We start from the raw sequence: 20,013 nt of genomic DNA, 5'->3' as shown, positions 1-20,013 counted from the left end.
TGTCGCCCCACCCGGCGGGCTCAGGTCAGCGGGTCGTCACTCCCCCACCCGATGAGGCCCAAAGTGCGGTCGAGCTCCCCCAGCCCGTGCTCCGCGCGCCGCTCGAGGGACTCCACCGTGTCCGTGCCCGCCCGCACCATGCGCCCCGACCAGGCATCGAGCCGTCCCGACGCGAGGGCGAGCAACAGCTCGACCACCACCTCCGGCTCGGTCCACTCGGTGCGGTCGACGTGGGCGTCCATCGACAGGGTCATGTCGGTGCGCACGACTCCGGGGGCCAGGTCGAACGCCTTGACCACGGCGTCCTCGCCGAGACCCGTGGCCGCCGTGAGCCGAGCCAGCGCGCCCTTGCTCACGTTGTATGCCGTCGCGATGTCGTAGTTCTTGTAGGCCGCGCCGGAGTTGATGTTGACGATGCGACCGCCCGAGGCGACGAGGTGCGGCAGCGCGAACCGGGTCATGAGGTAGGGACCGCGGACATTGACCTCGACGGTGCGCCACCACTGCTCGGGGTCGCTCTCGGCGAGCGGGACCTCGTCGTCGATGACCCCCGCGTTGTTGACGAGGAGGTCGATGCGGCCACGTCGCGCGACGATGTCGTCGACCCACGCCTCGACGGCCGCACGATCGGTGACAGGGGCGACGGACGACGAGACGCGCTCCACGGCATACCCGGCCGCCTCGAGGGCGTCGGCGAGGTGGGCGCCGATGCCGCGCGAGGCGCCGGTGACGACGGCGACGCGCTCGGTCATCGCTGCACCGCGCCGCTGCGCCGACCTGCCTCGGCGACGGCGGCGTCACGCAGGGCCGAGACCTCGTCCGTCGTCAGCGTGCGATCGGCGGACCGGAACGCGAGGCGGTAGGCGAGCGACTTCTTCCCCGCGTCGAGCTGGTCACCGCGGTAGACGTCGAAGAGCGTCACCGACTCCAGCGACTCCCCTGCCCCGGAACGCAGCGCGGACTCGACCTCTGCCGCCGTGACCGCCTCGTCGACGACGAGCGCGACGTCGCTCTGGGCGACCGGGAAGGTCGCGAGCGTCTGCGCCTGCACGGCCCCTTCGGCGGCCGTCGTGAGGAGATCGAGGTCGAGCTCCCCGGCCACCGTGCGCGCCGGCAGACCGAGGGCGGCGACGACCTTGGGGTGCAGCTCGCCGACGTGTCCGACGACGGTCCCGTCGTCGAGCGCGACGCGCGCACAGCGACCCGGGTGGAACGGTGCGACCGAGTCGGTCACGGTCGTCACGCGAACGGCGAGTGCCTCGCCGAGGACGCGGGCGAGCTCGATGACGTCGGTGACGTCGGCGCCGCGGCCGCCGCCCCACCAGCCGGCCCGGTCGCGCTCTCCCGCAAGGGCGAAGGCGACATGGCGTGGCTGCGCGGGCACGGCGGCGGTGATGGCGGCAAGGACCTCGTCGGACGGGCGGACGCCGACGTCCTCGGTCGGGGCGGCCTGCTGCTCACCCTTCAGGTCGACGACGAGGCCGATCTCGAAGAGCCCGACGTCCCGCGCGCCGCGCGAGACGTTGCGCCGCACCGAGTCGACGAGGGTCGCGAGCAGGCGGGTGCGCATGAGCGGCTGCTCGTCAGAGAGCGGGTTGGCGAGCCGGACCGACCGCGCGAGCTCCGCGGGCACGTCGAGGCCGAGCGCGGCATACCGCTCCTCCGCCACGAACGGGGCGCTCCAGACCTCGGAAAGCCCTTGCCCCGCAAGGGTGTTCGCGACGACGCGACGCACGCGCTGCGCGTGGGTCAGTCCGGCGCCGCCGGGTGGCGTGGGCAGCACCGAGGGGATGCGGTCGTAACCGTCGATCCGGGCGACCTCCTCGACGAGGTCCTCGGCGGTCGTGAGGTCCGGGCGCCACGACGGCGGCACGACCGTGAGCACCTCCCCGTCGCGGGAGACCTCGCAGCCGATCGACTCGAGGATCGAGACGACCTCGTCAGCGGGGTACTCGACGCCGACGATGCGCGTCGGGAAGCCCAGGTCCATCGCCACGGGAGCCATCGGCGCCGGCGAACCGACGTCGGTGACCTCGTCGTCAGCGACGCCGCCGCCGTGCTTCACGAGCAGGTCGACGGCGAGCTGGGCCGCGGCTGCGGCGAGCTGCGGGTCGACGCCCCGCTCGAACCGGCGCGACGCCTCGGACGGAAGCTTGTGGCGGCGGGCCGACCGCGCGATCGACACCGCGTCGAAGTGCGCGGCCTCGATGAGCACGTCCGTCGTCTCGGGGCCGACCTCGGTGTCGGCGCCGCCCATGACACCGGCGATGGCCAGCGCCCGCTCGCCCCCGGAGTCGGTGATGAGCAGGTCCTCGGTGTCGAGGGCACGGTCGACGTCGTCGAGGGTCGTGATGCGCTCGCCGGCGCGGGCGCGGCGCACCGTGATGCCGTCACGCAGCGTCGAGACGTCGAAGGCGTGCAGCGGCTGTCCGAGCCCGAGCATGACGTAGTTCGTCACGTCGACCGGCAGCGAGATCGGCCGCATGCCGGCCTCGGTGAGTCGGGTCGCCATCCACCGCGGGGTCGGCGCGGTGACGTCGATGCCGCGCACGATGCGCGCGACGTAGCGGTCGCAGCCGTCGTGGCCGCGGATCGGTGCGTCGTCGGCCAGCGTCACGGGGAAGCCACCCTCCGTGGCCGCCGGTGCCCGCGCAGCGAGGTCGAGGGCCGGGTCGGTGAACTCGGCACCGGTGGAGTGCGAGTACTCCCGGGCGACGCCGCGGATCGAGAAGCAGTAGCCCCGGTCCGGGGTCACGTTGATCTCGACGGTCTCGCGGTCGAGGCCGAGCAGTGGGATGGCGTCAGTGCCCGGCTCGAGCCGGGCGAGCGTCTCGTCGTCGCCGGCGAACCTGCGGGTGAGGACGAGGATGCCGTCGTGGTCGTCGCCGATGCCCAGCTCGCGCTCGGAGCAGATCATGCCGGCGGAGACGTGGCCGTAGGTCTTGCGTGCGGACACCTCGAGCGGGCCCTGCGGGGTCTGCAGGACTCCACCGGGGAGGATGACGACGACGAGGTCGCCGACGTCGAAGTTGTGCGCGCCGCAGACGATGCCCTGGGGTTCGCCGGTGCCGTTCGCGTCTCCGACGTCGACGGTGCACCAGTTGATGGTCTTGCCGTTCTTCTGCGGCTCGGGCTCACGGGTCAGCACGCGGCCGACGACGAGGGGGCCGGTGACCCCGCCGGTGTGCAGGCCCTCCTCCTCGAGGCCGACGCGGACGAGGTCGGCGGCGATCTGCGCGCCGGTGGCGTCGGCGGGGACGGCGACGTACTCACGCAGCCAGTCGACAGGAACTCGCACGGTCAGATCTCCATTCCGAACATCGCGTCGAAGCGCACGTCACCTTCGATCATGTCCCGCATGTCGCTGACGCCGGTGCGGAACATCAGCGCGCGGTCGATGCCCATGCCGAACGCGAACCCGGTGTAGCGGTCGGCGTCGACGCCGCACGCAGTGAGCACGTTGCGGTTGACCATGCCGCAGCCACCCCACTCGATCCAGCCGGTGCCCTTGCAGGTGCGGCAGTCGGGGTCCTTGCCGCGGCAGACGAAGCAGCGCAGGTCCATCTCGGCGCTCGGCTCGGTGAACGGGAAGTACGACGGCCTCAGCCGCGTCGTGATGCCGTCACCGAAGAGCTCGCTCGCGAGCCGGTCGAGGGTGCCCTTGAGGTGGGCCATGGTGATGCCCTCGTCGACGGCGAGGCCTTCGACCTGGTGGAACGCGGGCATGTGCGTCGCGTCGAGCTCGTCGGTGCGGAACACCCGACCGATCGCGGCGACATAGACGGGGACGCCGCGCTCGAGCAGCGTCCTCGCCTGCACCGGCGAGGTGTGCGTGCGCAGCACGAGCCCACCCTCGGGCGGGTCGACGTAGAACGTGTCCTGCATCTGGCGTGCCGGGTGGTCGGCGTCGAAGTTCAGGGCGTCGAAGTTGAACCACTCCGCCTCGATCTCCGGCCCTTCGGCGATCTCCCAGCCCATGCCGACGAAGAGGTCGGCGATGCGGGTGGACATGAGCTCGATGGGGTGTCGGCGACCGAGCGGCCGGCGCCCGGTGGGCAGCGTGACGTCGACGGCCTCCTCGGTGAGGATCCGCTCGTCGCGCTCGGCCTCGAGCTCACCCTGGCGCGCAGCGAAGGCCTGGTTCACCCGGCCGCGGGCCTGCCCGACGCGTTTGCCGGCCTCGGCCTTGGCGCTTGGTGGCAGGGCACCGATCTCACGGTTGGCCAGCGCGAGCGGGGACTTGTCGCCCGCGTGGGCCGGCCGCAGCGCCTTGAGCTCGTCGAGGCTCGCAGCGGCAGCGATCGCCTCGAGGGCACTGCTCACCGCGGCGTCGACGGCCTCGGGGTCGAGGGCGGCGACCTCGACCGGGTCGAAGTTCGTGTTGGGTCCGGACATCTCTCTCACACTCTCGTCGCGAGCGCGACCGATCGCGCCCTGCGGGGCTGGGGTGCCTGCGTGAAGTCACGCGCCCTCGGGCGTGGCGTGGATGACGTATGCCGTGTGCGCCGACCTGCGTGGTCAGGCGGACCGCGTCACCGCGCCCGAGGGCAGGATAAATCGGCGCACGGCACGGGGAGTGCGGGAGCGCAGGGCAGTCGGCATGTGCTCAGACTAGCGCGCGGGCACGGCGCGGCGCCGACGGGTCGAGGCGGCGGCGGCTCCGACGACCGCGACGAAGAGCCCGACGACCGCCGGGGCGAGGAAGCCGCCGGCTCCGCCGACGGCGTCGATCGCGAGCCCGGCGAAGGGCGCACCGAGCGCCCCACCGAGAGTCAGCGAGGAGCCGTGCCACCCCATCGCCTCACCTCGTGCCGAGGCCGGGACGACCCGGCTCGCCTGGTCGACGCTCGCCGTGATCGTGGGCGCGCACAGAAGCCCGGCGACGAAGGCGAGCGCCGAGAGCGACGCGACACCGCTCGCGAGGGCCATGGGCAGGGTGACCAGCGCGAGGGCACCGAGCAGCCAGAACGTCGAGAGCGACCGGGTCAGCGCGCCGTAGAGGAGGCCGCCGATGAGCGAGCCCAGCCCCCAGAGGGCGAGGGCGACGCCGATCGCGCTCGTCTCGCCGAGCTCGCGCATGCGCGCCACGATGCCGAGGTCGGTGCCGGTGAGGACGAAGGTCGCTGACGCGGCCGCGAGGCACACCGCGACGAAGGGCAGCCCGAACCAGTCGGCGCGGCGAACCGCCGCAGCGCCACCATCGTCGTCCTCGTCGGGACGCAGCGGCAGGTCGATCACCCACAGGACGATGCCCCCGATGACCCCGAGCATCTGCACGGCGAAGAGCACCCACCGGGTGTCCCAGTGCGACGCCGCCCAGATCGTCGAGGCCGGGCCGACGATGAACGAGATCTCCACTGCGACGCCGTCGAGCGAGATCGCTGTCCGCCGCTCGCTGTCGGGCACGGCCGCGATGACGGCCTGCCGGATGATCGAGAAGCTGGGGATCACGAACAGCCCCGCGACGCCTGCGAGGACGAGCAGCGGCAGGTAACCGACCCACGGGGCGATCGACCAGCAGACGAGCGCGACGAGGGTCGAGGGCAGCACGACGCGGCGCAGCCCGATGCGGTCGAGGAGCCGGCCACGCCACGGACCGCTCACGGCGATGGCCACGGTGGCGACGGCCGCGAGAAGGCCGGCGGCGGCATACGACTCCCCCAGCGTGGTGACGACGTGCACCGTGAGGAGCACGCCCGCGGAGAACACGGGGATCCGCACGAACGCGCCGAGCACCAGCGCCTGCCGCAGTGCCGGGATGGCGAGGACGACGCGGTAGGGCGCGAGTGACATGACCGCCACCGCGCTCACCCCTTTCGCCTCGTCCCGTCACCGACTGTGTCGGTGCAGCGTATGCCGTGGGCGCACCTGCGCCGAAACGAGATTCGCGCTGCAGTGGTCGCTGCGGTGGGCTCAGACGGGTTCTGAGGGGAGGAAGACCCGGACCATCGCGCCACCGCCGGGCGAGTCACCGATGTCGGCCCAGCCGCCGTGCGCCTCGACGATGCCCCGCACGATGTAGAGGCCGAGCCCGGTGCCGCTGCCGCTCTGCCCGTGCCAGAACCGCCCGAAGACGACCCGGCGCTTCTCCTCGGGGATGCCAGGGCCGTCGTCGCGCACGCCGATGACGATGCCCGGTGTGCCGTCGTCGTCGTGAGGTGTCGCGCTCAGCTCCACATGCCCCTCGCCGTGGCGGAGGGCGTTCTCGATGAGGTTCGCGAGCACCTGGTCGAGACGGTCGGCGTCGGCGTAGACCTCCTCCGCGCCCGGCTCGACGGTGACGGTGAAGTCGCTCGCGTCGTGTCCGTTCGCCGCGAGCCGGTCGACGTGGCGGGTGAAGGTCTCGCGGATCGGCAGTGGCACCTCGTGGATGCGCAGCTTGCCCGCGTCGATCCGTGACACGTCGAGCAGGTCGGTGATGAGACGGGTGAGCCGGTCGGCATCACCGTCGATCGCTCGCAGCATCGTGAGCCGCTGCTCCTCGCCGAACTGGGCCCACCGCCGCAGCAGCGTCGAGCTGAACCCCTTGACGCCGGTCAGCGGTGAGCGCAGCTCGTGGGCGATCGTCGAGATGAGGGCCGCATGGTCCTGCTCTGCCCGGCGTCGGGCCTCGGCGTCGCGCAGCCCGAGGAAGATGGCCCCGAGCGGCCCCGCCTGGTCCTTGCGGAGGTAGCGCGCCGTGACGAGCAGCTCGCGGCCGTCGGGCAGCTGGAGCAGCTTCTCGCGGTGGCCGGTGCGGATCTGCAGCCCGCGCCAGGGGTCGGTGACGTCCCACCACGAGTCGCCGTTGCGGGTCTCGAGCGGGATCCCGTCGCGCAGGTGGCGCCCGACGAGACCGTCGGCCCAGCTCCCGAGGATCTGGCGGGCGCGGTGGTTGAGGAAGGTGATCCTGCCGTCGCTGTTGGCCGTGACGAGGCCGTCGGGCAGCATCTCGGCGGCGGCCATCGCACTGGGCCGGTCGATGGTGAGGACGTCCTCGGCGATGGTGGGCTGCTCCATGAGCCCACCCAACCACGTCAGCGCGGCCGCGTCGCGCCCGACGAGGCCGCGAGGCACACCGTGGCGGCCATGGCGAGGTTGAGCGACTCCACCCGATCGTGGATGGGGACGCGGACGACGTCGGCGCACCGGGCCTTCACCTCCTCGGGGAGACCCCAGGCCTCGTTGCCCATGACCCAGGCGTGCGGACCGTCGAGGTCGGCGTCGGGCAGGAGGGTCGTCCCGGCTCCGTCGGCCGCGAGCGTGCGTATGCCGTGTGCGGCCAGCGCGTCCAGGGTCGCCGTGACGTCGAGGCCGGTCACGACCGGGAGGTGGAAGATCGACCCCACGGTGGACCGGACGACCTTGGGCGAGTGGACGTCGACGGACCCCTCGGTGACGAGGACGGCGTCGGCCCCGAAGGCGTCGGCGCCGCGGATCACGGTTCCGGCGTTGCCCGGGTCGCGCACCGACGACAGCAGCACGAGCAGTCGCGGGGTACGTGCGAGCACGTCGTCGAGGGTGGGCGACTCCGTGGCGACGACGGCGAGCAGCCCCTGCGGCGACTCGGTGTCCGACATGGCCGCGAGCACGGCCTCGTCGGTGTCGTGGACGCGCACCCGCGCTGCGTGGGCGGCGTCGACGAGGTCGCTGTGTCGCTGCGCGGCAGCACCGGTGACGTAGAGGTCGTCGACGCGCTCCGCGGCATACCGGATCGCCTCGCGCACGCCTTGAGGGCCGTCGACGACGAAGCGGCCGGTCCGCTCACGCACCGAGCGCCGGGAGAGCGATCGCACTGACCTGACCCGATCGGATCGGACGTTGGTCAGCACGGCTCTCCCGGCGCTCGGTGATGGGCGAGGTGCAGCGGGTGCGCCTCGTCGCGCGGGTCGCGCAGGCTCAGGCGGACGCCTTCTCGGTCTCGGTCTGGGCCGGGACGTTGGCCTTGGCGATCTCGACGAGCGCGGCGAACGCGGCCTCGTCGTTGACCGCGAGCTCGGCGAGCATGCGGCGGTCGACCTCGACCTCGGCGGCCTTGAGGCCCTGGATGAACCGGTTGTAGGTCATGCCGTTGGCGCGGGCAGCGGCGTTGATGCGCTGGATCCACAGGCGACGGAAGTCACCCTTGCGGGCGCGACGGTCGCGGTAGCTGTAGCCGAGCGAGTGGGTGACCTGCTCCTTGGCCTTGCGGTAGAGACGGGACCGCTGACCGCGGTAGCCGCTCGCGCGCTCGAGGACGACCCGGCGCTTCTTCTGGGCGTTGACCGCCCGCTTCACGCGTGCCACGTGAGTACTCCTTGTTCGTTCTGGTTCGGGGGTGTGGCCGGCTCAGCGACCGAGAAGCTTCTTGACCTTCTTGACGTCGGCCGCGGAGACCATGACGTCCTTGCTCAGGCGGCGAGCCTTCTGCGGGGTCTTCTCGTGGAACTTGTGGACGTGACCGGCCTGCTCACGCATGACCTTGCCGGAACCGGTGACGCGGAACCGCTTCTTGGTGCCGCTGTGGGTCTTGTTCTTCGGCATGGCTGCCGATCTCCTTCGCTGTCGGTACTGCAGTGCTGCTCGGGGTGATGCTCGGAAAACTTCGGTGCGGGCGAGCCGCGGGCTCAGGACGCCTCGGTCGTGCTGACCTCGGCGGCCTCCGCCGGGACTGCTGCCTCGGGGGCCTCGGCCGGCGCGCTGGCGGCGGCCTCGTCCTTCTTGCGGCGCTGCTCGGCGCGGGCCTCGGACTTCTTCTTCGTCGGGGCCAGCACCATGATCATGTTGCGGCCGTCCTGCTTCGGCGCCGACTCGACGGTGCCCAGCTCGATGACGTCCTCCGCGAGGCGCTGCAGCAGCCGGTAGCCCAGCTCGGGGCGGGACTGCTCGCGACCACGGAACATGATCGTCACCTTGACCTTGTCGCCACCCTTGAGGAAGCGCTCGACGTGGCCCTTCTTGGTGCCGTAGTCGTGCGGGTCGATCTTCGGGCGGAGCTTGATCTCCTTGATGACCGTGTTGACCTGGTTCTTGCGTGCTTCTCGGGCCTTCATGGCGGCTTCGTACTTGTACTTGCCGAAGTCCATGAGCTTGGCGACCGGCGGCTTGGCCATGGGGGCCACCTCGACCAGGTCGAGGTCCGCCTCCGCAGCGAGACGCAGGGCGTCCTCGACACGGACGATGCCGACCTGCTCGCCGTTGGGGCCAACCAACCGCACCTCCGGAACCCGGATGCGGTCGTTGATGCGAGGCTCGCTGATGTCGTACTCCTTGTGGTCAGTGGCGTTCGGGTGTCCGGACACGAGAAGAGGCTCCTCGCGTCGCGCACGAGAAGCCTCACGTCCGTCCACACTCGAGCCACGGCATACGCCGATGCCGGAGACCGTGTGTGGAGAACCCGGCGACCTCAGAGGTCATCGCGGGTGGAAGCGGGGCTTCACTTGCGCACCATGTCCGCGGGAGACCCGAGGACACGGTCGGTCAGCGCACAAGGTTAGCAGGGGCGGCACAGCCGTGACCAATCCGTGGGTCCGCGCGGCCGGCAGGACCTCAGCGGATGCGGAAGGCGAGCCCGTCGAGCCGGGCACGCAGCTCGCCGTCGGTGGCGAGCCGCTCCCCCACCCGTGTCGCGACCCGCTGGACGGCGGGTGCGTCGAGGCCGTCGACGAGCTCGAGCACGACGCCGAGGACGCCCGACCCCGCGGGCGCGCCCTCCTCGACGGAGTGCGACCGCACCTCGGGCTCCTCCGCGACGGCGCGCGCGACACCGGCGGCGACGAACGGGTCGAGATGGGGCGCGACCCACTCCCGCTGCTGCGCGAGCGCCCAGACCATCGACGGTCGGAGCACCCGGGTCACCGGCCCCGCGACGTCGACGACGATGACGTCGCACCGCTCCGAGACAGCGGCCTGGCCGGCGCGCGCGGACGTGACCGGCACCGGACGTGCCTGCGGGTCCCACGCGGCGAGCGACGCCGCGCTCGTGAAGACGGGGAGGGCACGCTCACCGTCGGGCGCGACCAGGGTCACCGCCGCCATGTCGGTGCGCTTGTCCACGGCCAGGCCCTCGTCGGAGAGGTCGGTCTCGACCGGCTCCGCGACGATGGGCACGAGGAGTCGCGCGGTGGCGAGGACGGCCATCAGGACCGTCGGGTCCTCCCCCACGAGCGCCGCCTCGACCGCCGGGTCCGCCGAGCCGTCATCGCCCTCGAACCCGGTGAAGACGAGGTCGCGCGTCATGGGCGTCCGGCGACGTCGAGGGCCTCGGGCAGGGTGAACCCGCCCCGGTAGAGCGCCGACCCGACGATGGCACCCTCGACACCCTCACCAACCATCCCGCGCAGGGCCTCGACGTCGGCGAGCGTGGAGACGCCACCGGAGGCGATGACGGGTCGCTCGGTGCGGGCGCAGACGTCCCGGAGCAGGTCGAGGTTCGGCCCCTTGAGCATGCCGTCCTTGGTGACGTCGGTGACGACGTAGCGCTCGCAGCCCTCACGGTCGAGACGCTCGAGCGTCTCCCAGATGTCGCCGCCCTCCTGCGTCCAGCCGCGGGCCGCCAGAGTCGTGCCGCGGACGTCGAGCCCGACCGCGACCCGGTCGCCGTGGTCGGCGATGGCACGTGCCGTCCACTCCGGGTTCTCCAGCGCGGCGGTGCCGAGGTTGACCCGACGGCAGCCGGTCGCGAGCGCCCGGTCGAGGGTGACGGCGTCACGGATGCCGCCGCTCATCTCCACGTCGATGTCGAGGGTCCCGACGATGCGAGCGAGCATCTCGGCGTTCTCGCCGCGCCCGAAGGCGGCGTCGAGGTCGACGAGGTGGAGCCACTCGGCGCCCTGCTCCTGCCAGCGCAGCGCCGCCTCGAGCGGGTCACCGAACTCGCCGCCGCTGCCGGCGACACCCTGGACGAGCTGGACGGCGCGGCCGCCGGCGACGTCGACGGCGGGCAGGAGCTGGAGGCGGTCGGTCATGGCACCTTCTCGGGTTGGTGGCGTGGTGTGGGTGGGTGTCGAGGTTGTCGTATGCCGTGAGCGCGCGTTGGCGACGCGGCACGCCGAGCGGGCTCAGAGCGAGCGGACCCAGTTCTCGAGGAGGGTGAGCCCGGCGTCGCCGGACTTCTCCGGGTGGAACTGCGTGGCCGACAGCGGGCCATTCTCCACCGCTGCGACGAAGCGTTCACCGTGGGTGGACCAGGTGACCTTCGGCGCGACGGCCGCGAACGACCCCTCGGGCTCGGGCATGGTCCAGTCGCGGACGGCATACGAATGGACGAAGTAGAACCGCTCGGACTCGACTCCGGCGAACAGGGCCGACCCCGGCGCGGCCTCGACCTCGCTCCAGCCGGTGTGCGGGACGACCGGTGCCTCGAGGCGCTCGACGACACCGGGCCACTCGCCCATCCCCTGCTGGACGGAGTCGCTGGGCTCGGTCGAGGACTCGAAGAGCGCCTGCATGCCGACGCAGATGCCGAGGACGGGCCGGCTGCCCGAGAGGCGCACATCGATGATCCGCGGCGCCTCGGCGGCCCGCATGCCACGAACGCAGGCGTGGAAGTTGCCGACGCCGGGCAGGAGCAGACCACCGGCGTCGAGGGCGCGCTGGCGGTCGGCGGTGAGCTCGACCTGGGCGCCCACGCGCTCGAGGGCGCGCACAACGCTGTGGACGTTGCCACTGCCGTGGTCGAGGACGACGACGCTCGGTGCGGAACCGCTCACTGCTCGAGCTCCGCCCGGTGTGCGGCGTCCTCGGCGACGAGCGCGTCGAACGCCGCCACCGAGCGCGGGCTCGGGTCGATGCGCTCGTGGCTGTCGTCGGCGCCGTCGCGCAGCAGCTCCTCGCCAGGCAGGCCGAGCAGCCGCATCAGTCCGGCGAGCACCTCGAGGGGCTCGCCGCTCGCATCGGAGAAGTGGTCGGCGACCTCGCGCGGGTCGACCCGCCGACGCGCTCCCGCGACGTCGACGAGCAGCCTCGACGGCAGAACGGGCAGGTCGGGCGTGCGACGCACGCCCGTGCCCGGCTCCCACACGAGCCAGCGCTGGTGCAGCCGCCAACCACGCTCCTGAACGGTGACGACGGCACAGCCGTCGATGACGAAGAGTCCGATCGCCGGGCGCTGGCGTGTCGGCACCGCCCTCGCAGCGAGGACCTCGAGCCCGATGTCGTAGGGCGCCGCGGACAGGGCGCGGTCCTCGGCGAGGCAGACGCCGGTCCACCCCGGCAGCGGAGCGACCCGGACGGCGGTGAGCCCGCGCCTGACCCAGCGCGCCGACGCCGCGGCACTGCCCCGGACGAGGACGAGCCCGTGTCCGAGGTCGGGGGTCGGGTCGGCGGCCACGGTCAGAGCGCGCCCTTGGCGCTGGGGATGCCGACGACACGCGCGTCGCGCGCGACGGCGGCGCGCAACGCCCGCGCCACGGCCTTGAACTGGGCCTCGACGACGTGGTGCGGGTCGCGCCCGGAGAGGACGCGCACGTGCAGGGCGATGCCCGCGTGGTGCGCGAACGACTCGAAGACGTGACGGGTCAGCGAACCGATGTAGTTGCCGCCGATGACGGCGTACTCCTGGCCGGCGGGCTCACCGGTGTGCACGACGTAGGGGCGGCCGGCCACGTCGACGACGGCGTGGACCAGGGCCTCGTCGAGCGGGACGGTGGCGTCACCGAAGCGGGAGATGCCGCTCTTGTCGCCGAGGGCCTCGCGCAGCGCATCACCGAGGACGATCGCGACGTCCTCGACGGTGTGGTGTGCGTCGACGTCGATGTCACCGGTCGCCTTGACCCGCAGGTCGATGAGGGAGTGCTTGGCCAGCGACAGGAGCATGTGGTCGTAGAAGCGCACTCCCGTGCTCACCTCGCCGACGCCCGTGCCGTCGAGGTCGAGGGTGAGCTCGACGCTGCTCTCGGAGGTGGAGCGCGTCACCGTCGCGGTGCGGTTGCTCGTCACGGCTGTCCTTCCGGTTCGGGGCGCAGGTGGTGGTCAGGTGGCAGCGCGGCCACGGCCTCGAGGAAGGCCGTCGTCTCCTCCGGTGTCCCGGCGGTCACTCGAAGATAGTGGGGAATGCCGACGTCCCGGACGAGAACCCCCGCGTCGAGCAGGGTGCGCCACGTCACGGCGGCGTCGCGCAGCCCGCCGAAGAGGACGAAGTTCGCGTCGCTCGGGACGGGGTCGAGCCCGAGGCGGCCCAGCTCGGTGACGATGCGGTCGCGCTGTTCCTTGATGACGTCGACGGTGCCGAGCATCGTGTCGACATGGGCGAGGGCGGCCCGCGCGATGACCTGCGTCGGCGTGGACAGGTGATAGGGCATCCGCACGAGCCGCAGCGCGTCGACGAGTGCCGGGTCGGCGGCGAGGTAGCCGAGCCGCCCACCGGCGAACGCGAACGCCTTGCTCATCGTCCGGGTCACGACGAGCCGCGGCCGGCCCTCGAGGAGGGTGAGCGCGCTCGGCGTCCCGGGTCGCGCGAACTCCTCGTAGGCCTCGTCGACGACGACGACCGCACGCGGCGCGGCCTCGTGGACGGCCTCGACGACGTCGAGCCCGAGAGCCGTGCCCGTCGGGTTGTTGGGTGAGCAGAGGAAGACGACGTGCGGGTCGTGCTCGGCGGCCTGGCGCGCAGCCGACTCGGCCGTGAGGTCGAACGCCGCGCCGCTGCCCGCACCGCCGCTGCCCGCCTCGCCGCCGCGCAGGCCGTCGACCCAGCTCGTGCCGGTCGTCGCGGTGATGATCGGGTGCATCGAGTACGCCGGGGTGAACCCGAGCGCCGTGCGCCCCGGCCCGCCGAACGCCTGGAGCAGGTGCAGCAGGACCTCGTTGGAGCCATTGCCGGCCCAGACCTGCTCCGGCGTCACCGGGGTGCCGCTGCGCGAGAGGTATGCCGCGAGGTCGCCGCGCAGGGCCGTGAACTCCCGGTCCGGGTAGCGGTTGAGGCCGCCTGCGGCGGCCCGCACCGCGGCGACGATCTCCTCGACCACCGGCGCGGGGACGGCATACGAGTTCTCGTTGGTGTTGAGGGCGACCGGGACGTCGAGCTGCGGCGCGCCGTATGCCGTCCGGCCGCGCAGGTCCTCGCGCAGCAGGCGCACGATGGTCGCCGTGGTGGCCGGGGTCGTTTGGGAGGTCATGCCAGCTCGGGGAGTCGCGCGATGACGGCATCCCCGTGCGCGGGCAGGTCCTCGGCGCGGGCGAGGGTGACGACGTGGCCGCCGACCTCGCGCAGTGCGTCCTGCGAGTACTCGACGACGTGGATGCCGCGCAGGAAGGACTGCACTGAGAGCCCGGACGAGTGCACCGCGCACCCACCGGTCGGGAGGACGTGGTTGGAGCCGGCGCAGTAGTCGCCGAGGCTCACCGGCGACCACGTGCCGACGAAGACGGCGCCGGCGTTGCGCACGCGAGCGGCAACCACGGCGGCGTCGGCCGTGTAGATCTCGAGGTGCTCGGCGGCATACGTGTTGACGACGTCGAGCCCGACGTCGAGCGAGTCGACGAGGACGACGGCGGACTGGCGCCCGCTGAGCGACTCGGTGACCCGCTCGGAGTGCTTCGTCAGCGCCACGCGGCGCTCCACCGCGGCGGCCACGGAGTCGGCGAGCTCGGCGCTGTCGGTGACGAGGACGGCTGCGGCGAGCGGGTCATGCTCGGCCTGGCTGATGAGGTCGGCGGCGACGTGCTCGGGGTCCGCGGTCGCGTCGGCGAGGATGGCGATCTCGGTGGGTCCCGCCTCGGCGTCGATGCCGATGAGGCCCTTGAGGAGCCGCTTCGCGGCGGCGACCCAGATGTTGCCGGGACCCGTGACGAGGCTGACCGGCTCGAGGCCCGGTGACCCGTCGGCGTCACCGTCGAGGCCGTGGGCGAACGCGGCGACGGCCTGCGCACCGCCCATCGCCCACACCTCGTCGACGTCGAGGAGCGCGCAGGCGGCGAGGATCGTCGGGTGCGGCCAGCCGCCGAAGTCCTTCTGCGGCGGGCTCGCGACGGCGAGCGAGCCGACTCCGGCCAGCTGGGCCGGGACGACGTTCATGACGACGCTGCTGGGGTAGACGGCGCGGCCGCCGGGGACGTAGAGACCGACGCGGTCGACCGGCACCCAGCGCTCGGTGACGGTTCCGCCGGGGGCCACGGTGGTCGTCGTGTCGGTGCGTCGCTGGTCCGCGTGGACGGTGCGGGCGCGGGCGATCGACTCCTCGAGCGCCGTGCGGACGTCGGGGTCGAGGCCGTCGAGGGCGCCGGCAATGACGTCGGCGGGCACCCGCAGCGACTCGGGGCGGACGCCGTCGAACCTCTCCGAGGCATCCAGGACGGCGGCGGCGCCGCGCGCGGCGACGTCGTCGCAGACCGGGCGCACCTGCTCGAGCGCGGCGTCGACGTCGAGCTCGGCGCGCGGCAGGGTCGCGCGCAGCTCACGGATGCCGGGCGTGCGTCCACGCAGGTCGAGGACGGGGATCATGCCGCCCAGTCTATTTCGGCGTGTCCGATGCCCTCTCCACCGTCCATGCCCACGGAGTTCGACCAGCCCAATCCGGCTCGCGAGCCACCCGCTCGTTCGTGAGCCGGACCGATCCGGCTTGCGAGTGCCAGTAAAGCTCGTGAGCCATGTGGTGCACGACCCCCGCCCGCCGACGGCCGGCTCAGGAGTCGTAGAAGACGTGCTCGGCGGCGTGGCGCGCGCGGCGGGCGACCCGGCGGTAACGGTTGGCGAGCTCCTGGCCCGACTGCGGCGGCAGGCCCATGATCCGCGCCATCGCGTCGGCGTCGCGCAGGTCCGACGGCACCGAGTCCACGGGACGCCCCCGCGAGAGCAGCCCGGCATTGCGCATCTCCGACGCGAGCCGCCACGCCTCCCCCAGCGCCGCGGCATCCTCGGCCGCGATGAGACCCGCCGCCTGGGCGGCCGCGAGCGCAGCCCGCGTCGACGTCGTCCGCAGGCCCTCGACCTCGTGCGCGTGCTCGAGCTGGATGAGCTGGACGCACCACTCGACATCGCTCAGGCCGCCGTGGCCGAGCTTGAAGTGCGTCTTGCGGTCCGCACCCCGGGGTAGCCGCTCGGACTCCATGCGCGCCTTGAGGGTGCGGATCTCGCGCACCTGTCCGGCGTCGAGGCCGCCCTCGGGCCAGCGGATCGGGTCGATGAGCTCGAGGAAGCGCTCCCCCAGCTCCGCGTCCCCGGCGACCGGCGCCGCGCGCAGCAGGGCCTGCGCCTCCCAGACGAGCGACCACCGCTCGTAGTACGACCGGTACGACTCGAGGGAACGGGTGAGCGGCCCGTTCTTGCCCTCGGGCCGCAGCCCGGCGTCGACCTCGACCTTGGGGTCGGGGGCGGCGAGGCCGAGGAGCCGGATGAGCTCCTTGACGACCTGCAGCGCCTGCTCCTGCGCGGCGCGGGTGTCCGCGCCTTCGACGGGGTCGTGGACGAACATCACGTCGGCGTCGCTGCCGAACGAGCTCTCGCCGCCCCCGAGCCGGCCCATGCCGACGACGAGGTGCCGGGAGAGCGCCGGCTCGCCGGTCTGCTCCTCGACGCGGGCGACGACCACCTCGAGCGTCACCTCGAGCAGCGCGCCGGTGACGTCGGCGAGCGCCTGCCCGAGCTCGTCGAGCGAGACCTGGCCGAGGAGCGAGGCGACAGCGATCCGGAACAGCTCGGTGCGACGCACGGCGCGGGCGGCGAGCACCGCCTGCTCGGGGTCGTCCTTGCGTTTCGCGGCGCCACGCATCCGGGTCTCGACCTCGTCACGGGTGCGCGGGCGCAGCCCGCCGGACTCCCCGAGGAACTGCACCGACTCGGGTCCGCGCTCGAGCAGCTCCGCGGCATACCGGCTGCGCCCGAGGGTGTGCGCGAGCCGCTCGGCGGCACTGCCCTCGTCGCGCAGGAGGCGGAGGTACCAGTGGGTCGTGCCGAGCTCGTCGCTGATCCGCCGGAACGCGAGCAGCCCCGCGTCGGGGTCGGCCTCGTCGGCGAACCAGCCGAGCATGACCGGCAGCAGCTGGCGCTGGATCGCAGCCCGCCGGCTCACGCCGTCGGTGAGTGCCTCGAGGTGTCGCAGCGCGCCCTTGGGGTCGCGGAATCCCAGTGCTGCCAACCGTTCTCGCGCCGCCTCGGGCGTGAGCCGCACCTCGTCGGGGCCGAGCCGGGCGACCGCGGAGAGCAGCGGCCGGTAGAAGATCCGCTCGTGCAGCCGCCGCACCTCGCGGGCCGCCGTGCGCCACTGCGCGACCACGGCCTCCCCTGCATCACGGGTGTGGCCGAGGGCTCGCCCGAGGCAGCGCAGGTCCGACTCGGAGGTCGGCATGAGGTGGGTGCGGCGCAGCCGGTGCAGCTGGATGCGGTGCTCGAGGGTGCGCAGGAGCCGGTATGCCGTGGCGAGGGTCTGCGCCTCCTCTCGCCCGACGTAGCCGCCCCGGGCGAGCGCGCCGAGTGCCGTGAGGGTCGTGCCGGAGCGCAGCGAGGAGTCGGCGCGGCCGTGGACGAGCTGGAGCAGCTGGACGCTGAACTCGATATCGCGCAGCCCACCGCGGCCGAGCTTGAGCTGGCGGTCCGCCTCGGCCGCGGGCACGTGGTCCTCGACGCGCCGGCGCATCGCCTGGACGTCCTCGACGAAGTTCTCGCGGGACGCCGCGGACCAGACCAGCGGGGCGACGGCGTCGACGTAGGCCCGCCCGAGGGCACGGTCCCCCGCGACGGGTCGCGCCTTGAGCAGGGCCTGGAACTCCCACGTCTTGGCCCATCGCTCGTAGTACGACAGGTGCGACTCGAGGGTGCGCACGAGCGGGCCGTTCTTGCCCTCGGGACGCAGCGCCGGGTCGACCTGCCACAGCGAGCCGGCCGCCGTCGAGCTGGAGCAGATCCGGATGAGCCGGGTCGCGAGGTCGGTGGCGGCAGCGATCGCCGCGTCCTCGTCGCCACCCTCCTCGGCGGGCTCGGCGACGAAGATGACGTCGACGTCGCTGATGTAGTTGAGCTCGCGTCCGCCGGTCTTGCCCATGCCGATGACGGCGAGGCGGCACGAGTCGGCGGCCGCGCCGACCTGGGCCCGGGCCACGACGAGCGCGGCCTCGAGCGCGGCCTCGGCGAGGTCCGCGAGCGCGGACGCCGTCTCGGGCAGCCGCTGTTGGGGGTCGGGACGGGAGACGTCGAGCGCGGCGATGCCGAGGAGCTGACGGCGGTACTCGATGCGCAGCGCGTCCTCGGGGGACGTGCCCTCGCCCGGTTCGCGGACCGCGGTGGTGAGCAGGTCGATGCGCTCCTCGACCTCGAGCGGGAACGCCTCGGTCACGGCCTTCCAGTGCGCGGGCCGGGCCACGAGGTGGTCGCCGAGCGCCGTCGACGCCCCGAGCACCGACAGCAACCGGTCGCGGTCGCGCCCGGACGCGCGCAGCGCCGCGACGAGGCCGTCGACATCCGCCACGGCACCCGCGCGGGTCGCCGACTCCATGAGCCGGACGAGCGAGAGCAGCGCCTGGTCGGGGTCGGCGACGCGGGAGAGCCCGACCGCGAGCCCGTCGGTCTCGACGCGCTCCCGGTCGTGGACGAGGGGCGCGAGCGCCGGGTCGGCGACGAGGATGCTCGCGCGGCGCGGGTCGGCGAAGCCGAGCCGGGTCAGGTCGCCCGGCACGGACGGCATACGTGCAGTCATCGCCGCACCACGCGATGACGGGCCGCCACGGCGGTCACAGCCGCGGGAAGTAGCGCTCGAGCTCGAAGGCGGTGACCTGGCCGCGGTAGTCCGCCCACTCCTGCCGCTTGTTGCGCAGGAAGAAGTCGAAGGTGTGCTCGCCCAGGGTTTCGGCGACCAGCTCGGACTCCTCCATGACCTCGATCGCCTCGCTGAGCGAGGCCGGCAGCGGCTTGATGCCCATCGCCTTGCGCTCGGAGTCGGTGAGGCCCCACACGTCGTCCTCGGTCTCCGGCGCGAGCTCGTAGCCCTCCTCGATGCCCTTGAGGCCGGCGGCGAGGAGGACGGCGAAGGCGAGGTAGGGGTTGCACGCGCTGTCGATGGAGCGGACCTCGACCCGGCTGCTCTGCCCCTTGCTCGGCTTGTACATCGGCACCCGCACCATGGCGGAGCGGTTGTTGTGCCCCCACGTGAGGTGAGCCGGCGCCTCGCCGCCGCCCCAGAGCCGCTTGTAGCTGTTGACCCACTGGTTCGTCACGGCGGTGATCTCGGCGCCGTGGTGCAGCAGGCCGGCGATGAACTGCCGCCCCGTCCTGCTCAGCTGGTAGGGCGCGCCCGCCTCGTAGAACGCGTTGCTGTCGCCGTCGAAGAGCGACATGTGCGTGTGCATGCCGGACCCGGGGTGGTCGGCGAGCGGCTTCGGCATGAAGGAGGCGTAGATGCCCTGCTCGAGCGCCACCTCCTTGATGACGGTGCGGAACGTCATGATGTTGTCCGCCGTCGAGAGGGCGTCGGCGTAGCGCAGGTCGATCTCGTTCTGGCCCGGCGCTCCCTCGTGGTGGCTGAACTCGACGCTGATGCCCATCGACTCGAGCATGGTGATCGCGGCACGACGGAAGTCCTGTGCAGTGCCGTGCGGGACATGGTCGAAGTAGCCGGCCTGGTCGATCGGCGTCGGCGTCTCCCCCGGCCGGAAGCCCTTCTCGAAGAGGAAGAACTCGATCTCGGGGTGGGTGTAGAAGGTGAAGCCCTGGTCGGCCGCCTTGGCGAGCGTGCGCTGCAGCACGTGCCGCGGGTCGGCCATGCTCGGCGAGCCGTCGGGCAGCGAGATGTCGCAGAACATCCGCGCGGTGCCCGGGTTGTCACCGCGCCACGGCAGCACCTGAAACGTCGACGGGTCGGGCTTGGCGAGCATGTCCGCCTCGTAGACGCGCGCGAAGCCCTCGATCACCGAGCCGTCGAAGCCGATGCCCTCGGCGAACGCGCCCTCGAGCTCGGCCGGCGCGACGGCGACGGACTTGAGCGCCCCGAGGACGTCGGTGAACCACAGCCGCACGAACCGGATGTCACGTTCCTCGATGGTGCGGAGCACGAACTCCTGCTGTCGATCCATGGCCCGATCCTGCCGTACCTCTCGCTCGGACGTGCAACCCGTCTCGCGACGTCA

At 72.6% G+C, this 20,013-nt stretch carries 18 protein-coding genes; all 18 read right to left on the bottom strand.

Annotated elements, in window-relative coordinates:
* Positions 1-20: 20 nt before the first annotated feature.
* The 18 genes from BCF74_RS00975 to BCF74_RS00890 all read right to left on the bottom strand — a co-directional run bounded on the left by BCF74_RS00975 (position 21) and on the right by BCF74_RS00890 (position 19,959).
* Positions 21-752: an SDR family NAD(P)-dependent oxidoreductase gene (locus BCF74_RS00975; protein WP_106296082.1), complete on the bottom strand. Its 732-nt coding sequence runs from the start codon at positions 750-752 to the stop codon at positions 21-23.
* Complete coding sequence (pheT, locus tag BCF74_RS00970) at positions 749-3,298, bottom strand: phenylalanine--tRNA ligase subunit beta (protein ID WP_106296081.1); 2,550 nt, start codon at positions 3,296-3,298, stop codon at positions 749-751. The genes BCF74_RS00975 and pheT overlap by 4 nt, the downstream gene beginning before the upstream one ends.
* Before the next feature lie 2 nt (positions 3,299-3,300).
* On the bottom strand, positions 3,301-4,395 hold the full coding sequence (gene pheS / locus BCF74_RS00965) for a phenylalanine--tRNA ligase subunit alpha (protein ID WP_106296080.1): 1,095 nt from the start codon (positions 4,393-4,395) through the stop codon (positions 3,301-3,303).
* Positions 4,396-4,611: 216 nt separating this feature from the next.
* Complete coding sequence (locus BCF74_RS00960) at positions 4,612-5,811, bottom strand: MFS transporter (protein ID WP_245889140.1); 1,200 nt, start codon at positions 5,809-5,811, stop codon at positions 4,612-4,614.
* Positions 5,812-5,913: 102 nt separating this feature from the next.
* Entirely contained in the window at positions 5,914-6,999 is a 1,086-nt protein-coding gene (locus tag BCF74_RS00955) for a PAS domain-containing sensor histidine kinase (protein ID WP_106296144.1), read from the bottom strand.
* Between the two features lie 17 nt (positions 7,000-7,016).
* Positions 7,017-7,811 (bottom strand): TrmH family RNA methyltransferase, encoded by a 795-nt coding sequence (locus BCF74_RS00950; protein ID WP_106296079.1) that lies wholly within the window; start codon positions 7,809-7,811, stop codon positions 7,017-7,019.
* 67 nt (positions 7,812-7,878) lie between these two features.
* Positions 7,879-8,265 (bottom strand): 50S ribosomal protein L20, encoded by a 387-nt coding sequence (rplT, locus tag BCF74_RS00945; protein ID WP_106296078.1) that lies wholly within the window; start codon positions 8,263-8,265, stop codon positions 7,879-7,881.
* Between the two features lie 42 nt (positions 8,266-8,307).
* The gene (gene rpmI / locus BCF74_RS00940; protein ID WP_106296077.1) at positions 8,308-8,502 is read right to left on the bottom strand and encodes a 50S ribosomal protein L35; all 195 of its coding nucleotides are present in this window, start codon (positions 8,500-8,502) and stop codon (positions 8,308-8,310) included.
* 83 nt (positions 8,503-8,585) lie between these two features.
* Positions 8,586-9,260: a translation initiation factor IF-3 gene (gene infC, locus BCF74_RS00935; RefSeq protein WP_245889139.1), complete on the bottom strand. Its 675-nt coding sequence runs from the start codon at positions 9,258-9,260 to the stop codon at positions 8,586-8,588.
* A gap of 247 nt (positions 9,261-9,507) precedes the next feature.
* Positions 9,508-10,197: an SseB family protein gene (locus BCF74_RS00930; protein ID WP_106296076.1), complete on the bottom strand. Its 690-nt coding sequence runs from the start codon at positions 10,195-10,197 to the stop codon at positions 9,508-9,510.
* Complete coding sequence (priA, locus tag BCF74_RS00925) at positions 10,194-10,925, bottom strand: bifunctional 1-(5-phosphoribosyl)-5-((5-phosphoribosylamino)methylideneamino)imidazole-4-carboxamide isomerase/phosphoribosylanthranilate isomerase PriA (RefSeq protein WP_106296075.1); 732 nt, start codon at positions 10,923-10,925, stop codon at positions 10,194-10,196. The genes BCF74_RS00930 and priA overlap by 4 nt, the downstream gene beginning before the upstream one ends.
* Positions 10,926-11,018: 93 nt before the next feature.
* Complete coding sequence (hisH, locus tag BCF74_RS00920) at positions 11,019-11,669, bottom strand: imidazole glycerol phosphate synthase subunit HisH (RefSeq protein WP_106296074.1); 651 nt, start codon at positions 11,667-11,669, stop codon at positions 11,019-11,021.
* The gene (locus BCF74_RS00915) at positions 11,666-12,289 is read right to left on the bottom strand and encodes a hypothetical protein (protein ID WP_245889138.1); all 624 of its coding nucleotides are present in this window, start codon (positions 12,287-12,289) and stop codon (positions 11,666-11,668) included. The genes hisH and BCF74_RS00915 overlap by 4 nt, the downstream gene beginning before the upstream one ends.
* Positions 12,290-12,291: 2 nt before the next feature.
* Entirely contained in the window at positions 12,292-12,897 is a 606-nt protein-coding gene (gene hisB / locus BCF74_RS00910) for an imidazoleglycerol-phosphate dehydratase HisB (protein WP_106296072.1), read from the bottom strand.
* A complete protein-coding gene (locus BCF74_RS00905; protein WP_106296071.1) occupies positions 12,894-14,075 on the bottom strand; it encodes a histidinol-phosphate transaminase in 1,182 nt (393 codons plus the stop codon). The genes hisB and BCF74_RS00905 overlap by 4 nt, the downstream gene beginning before the upstream one ends.
* Positions 14,072-15,400, bottom strand: a complete 1,329-nt coding sequence (gene hisD / locus BCF74_RS00900) for a histidinol dehydrogenase (RefSeq protein ID WP_106296070.1) — start codon at positions 15,398-15,400, stop codon at positions 14,072-14,074. Before hisD ends, BCF74_RS00905 begins: the two co-directional genes overlap by 4 nt.
* A 181-nt stretch (positions 15,401-15,581) precedes the next feature.
* Positions 15,582-18,587 carry a bifunctional [glutamine synthetase] adenylyltransferase/[glutamine synthetase]-adenylyl-L-tyrosine phosphorylase gene (locus tag BCF74_RS00895; RefSeq protein ID WP_245889137.1) on the bottom strand — a complete coding sequence of 1,002 codons (3,006 nt, stop codon included), beginning with the start codon at positions 18,585-18,587 and terminating at the stop codon, positions 15,582-15,584.
* Between the two features lie 34 nt (positions 18,588-18,621).
* Positions 18,622-19,959 (bottom strand): glutamine synthetase family protein, encoded by a 1,338-nt coding sequence (locus tag BCF74_RS00890; protein ID WP_106296068.1) that lies wholly within the window; start codon positions 19,957-19,959, stop codon positions 18,622-18,624.
* Positions 19,960-20,013: the final 54 nt, after the last annotated feature.

The sequence above is a fragment of the Knoellia remsis genome (assembly GCF_003002895.1).
In the GTDB taxonomy this organism is placed as follows: Bacteria; Actinomycetota; Actinomycetes; order Actinomycetales; family Dermatophilaceae; genus Knoellia; species Knoellia remsis.
This window is presented reverse-complemented; position numbering and strand designations above follow the sequence as displayed.

Bases quoted from the DNA above. Each gene is read 5' to 3' on its own strand.
- BCF74_RS00930 (WP_106296076.1), bottom strand. From the start codon at position 10,197: ATGACGCGCGACCTCGTCTTCACCGGGTTCGAGGGCGATGACGGCTCG.
- priA (WP_106296075.1), bottom strand. From the start codon at position 10,925: ATGACCGACCGCCTCCAGCTCCTGCCCGCCGTCGACGTCGCCGGCGGC.
- BCF74_RS00890 (WP_106296068.1), bottom strand. From the start codon at position 19,959: ATGGATCGACAGCAGGAGTTCGTGCTCCGCACCATCGAGGAACGTGAC.
- BCF74_RS00955 (WP_106296144.1), bottom strand. From the start codon at position 6,999: ATGGAGCAGCCCACCATCGCCGAGGACGTCCTCACCATCGACCGGCCC.
- BCF74_RS00895 (WP_245889137.1), bottom strand. From the start codon at position 18,587: ATGACTGCACGTATGCCGTCCGTGCCGGGCGACCTGACCCGGCTCGGC.
- hisD (WP_106296070.1), bottom strand. From the start codon at position 15,400: ATGATCCCCGTCCTCGACCTGCGTGGACGCACGCCCGGCATCCGTGAG.
- BCF74_RS00905 (WP_106296071.1), bottom strand. From the start codon at position 14,075: ATGACCTCCCAAACGACCCCGGCCACCACGGCGACCATCGTGCGCCTG.
- rpmI (WP_106296077.1), bottom strand. From the start codon at position 8,502: ATGCCGAAGAACAAGACCCACAGCGGCACCAAGAAGCGGTTCCGCGTC.
- BCF74_RS00975 (WP_106296082.1), bottom strand. From the start codon at position 752: ATGACCGAGCGCGTCGCCGTCGTCACCGGCGCCTCGCGCGGCATCGGC.
- pheS (WP_106296080.1), bottom strand. From the start codon at position 4,395: ATGTCCGGACCCAACACGAACTTCGACCCGGTCGAGGTCGCCGCCCTC.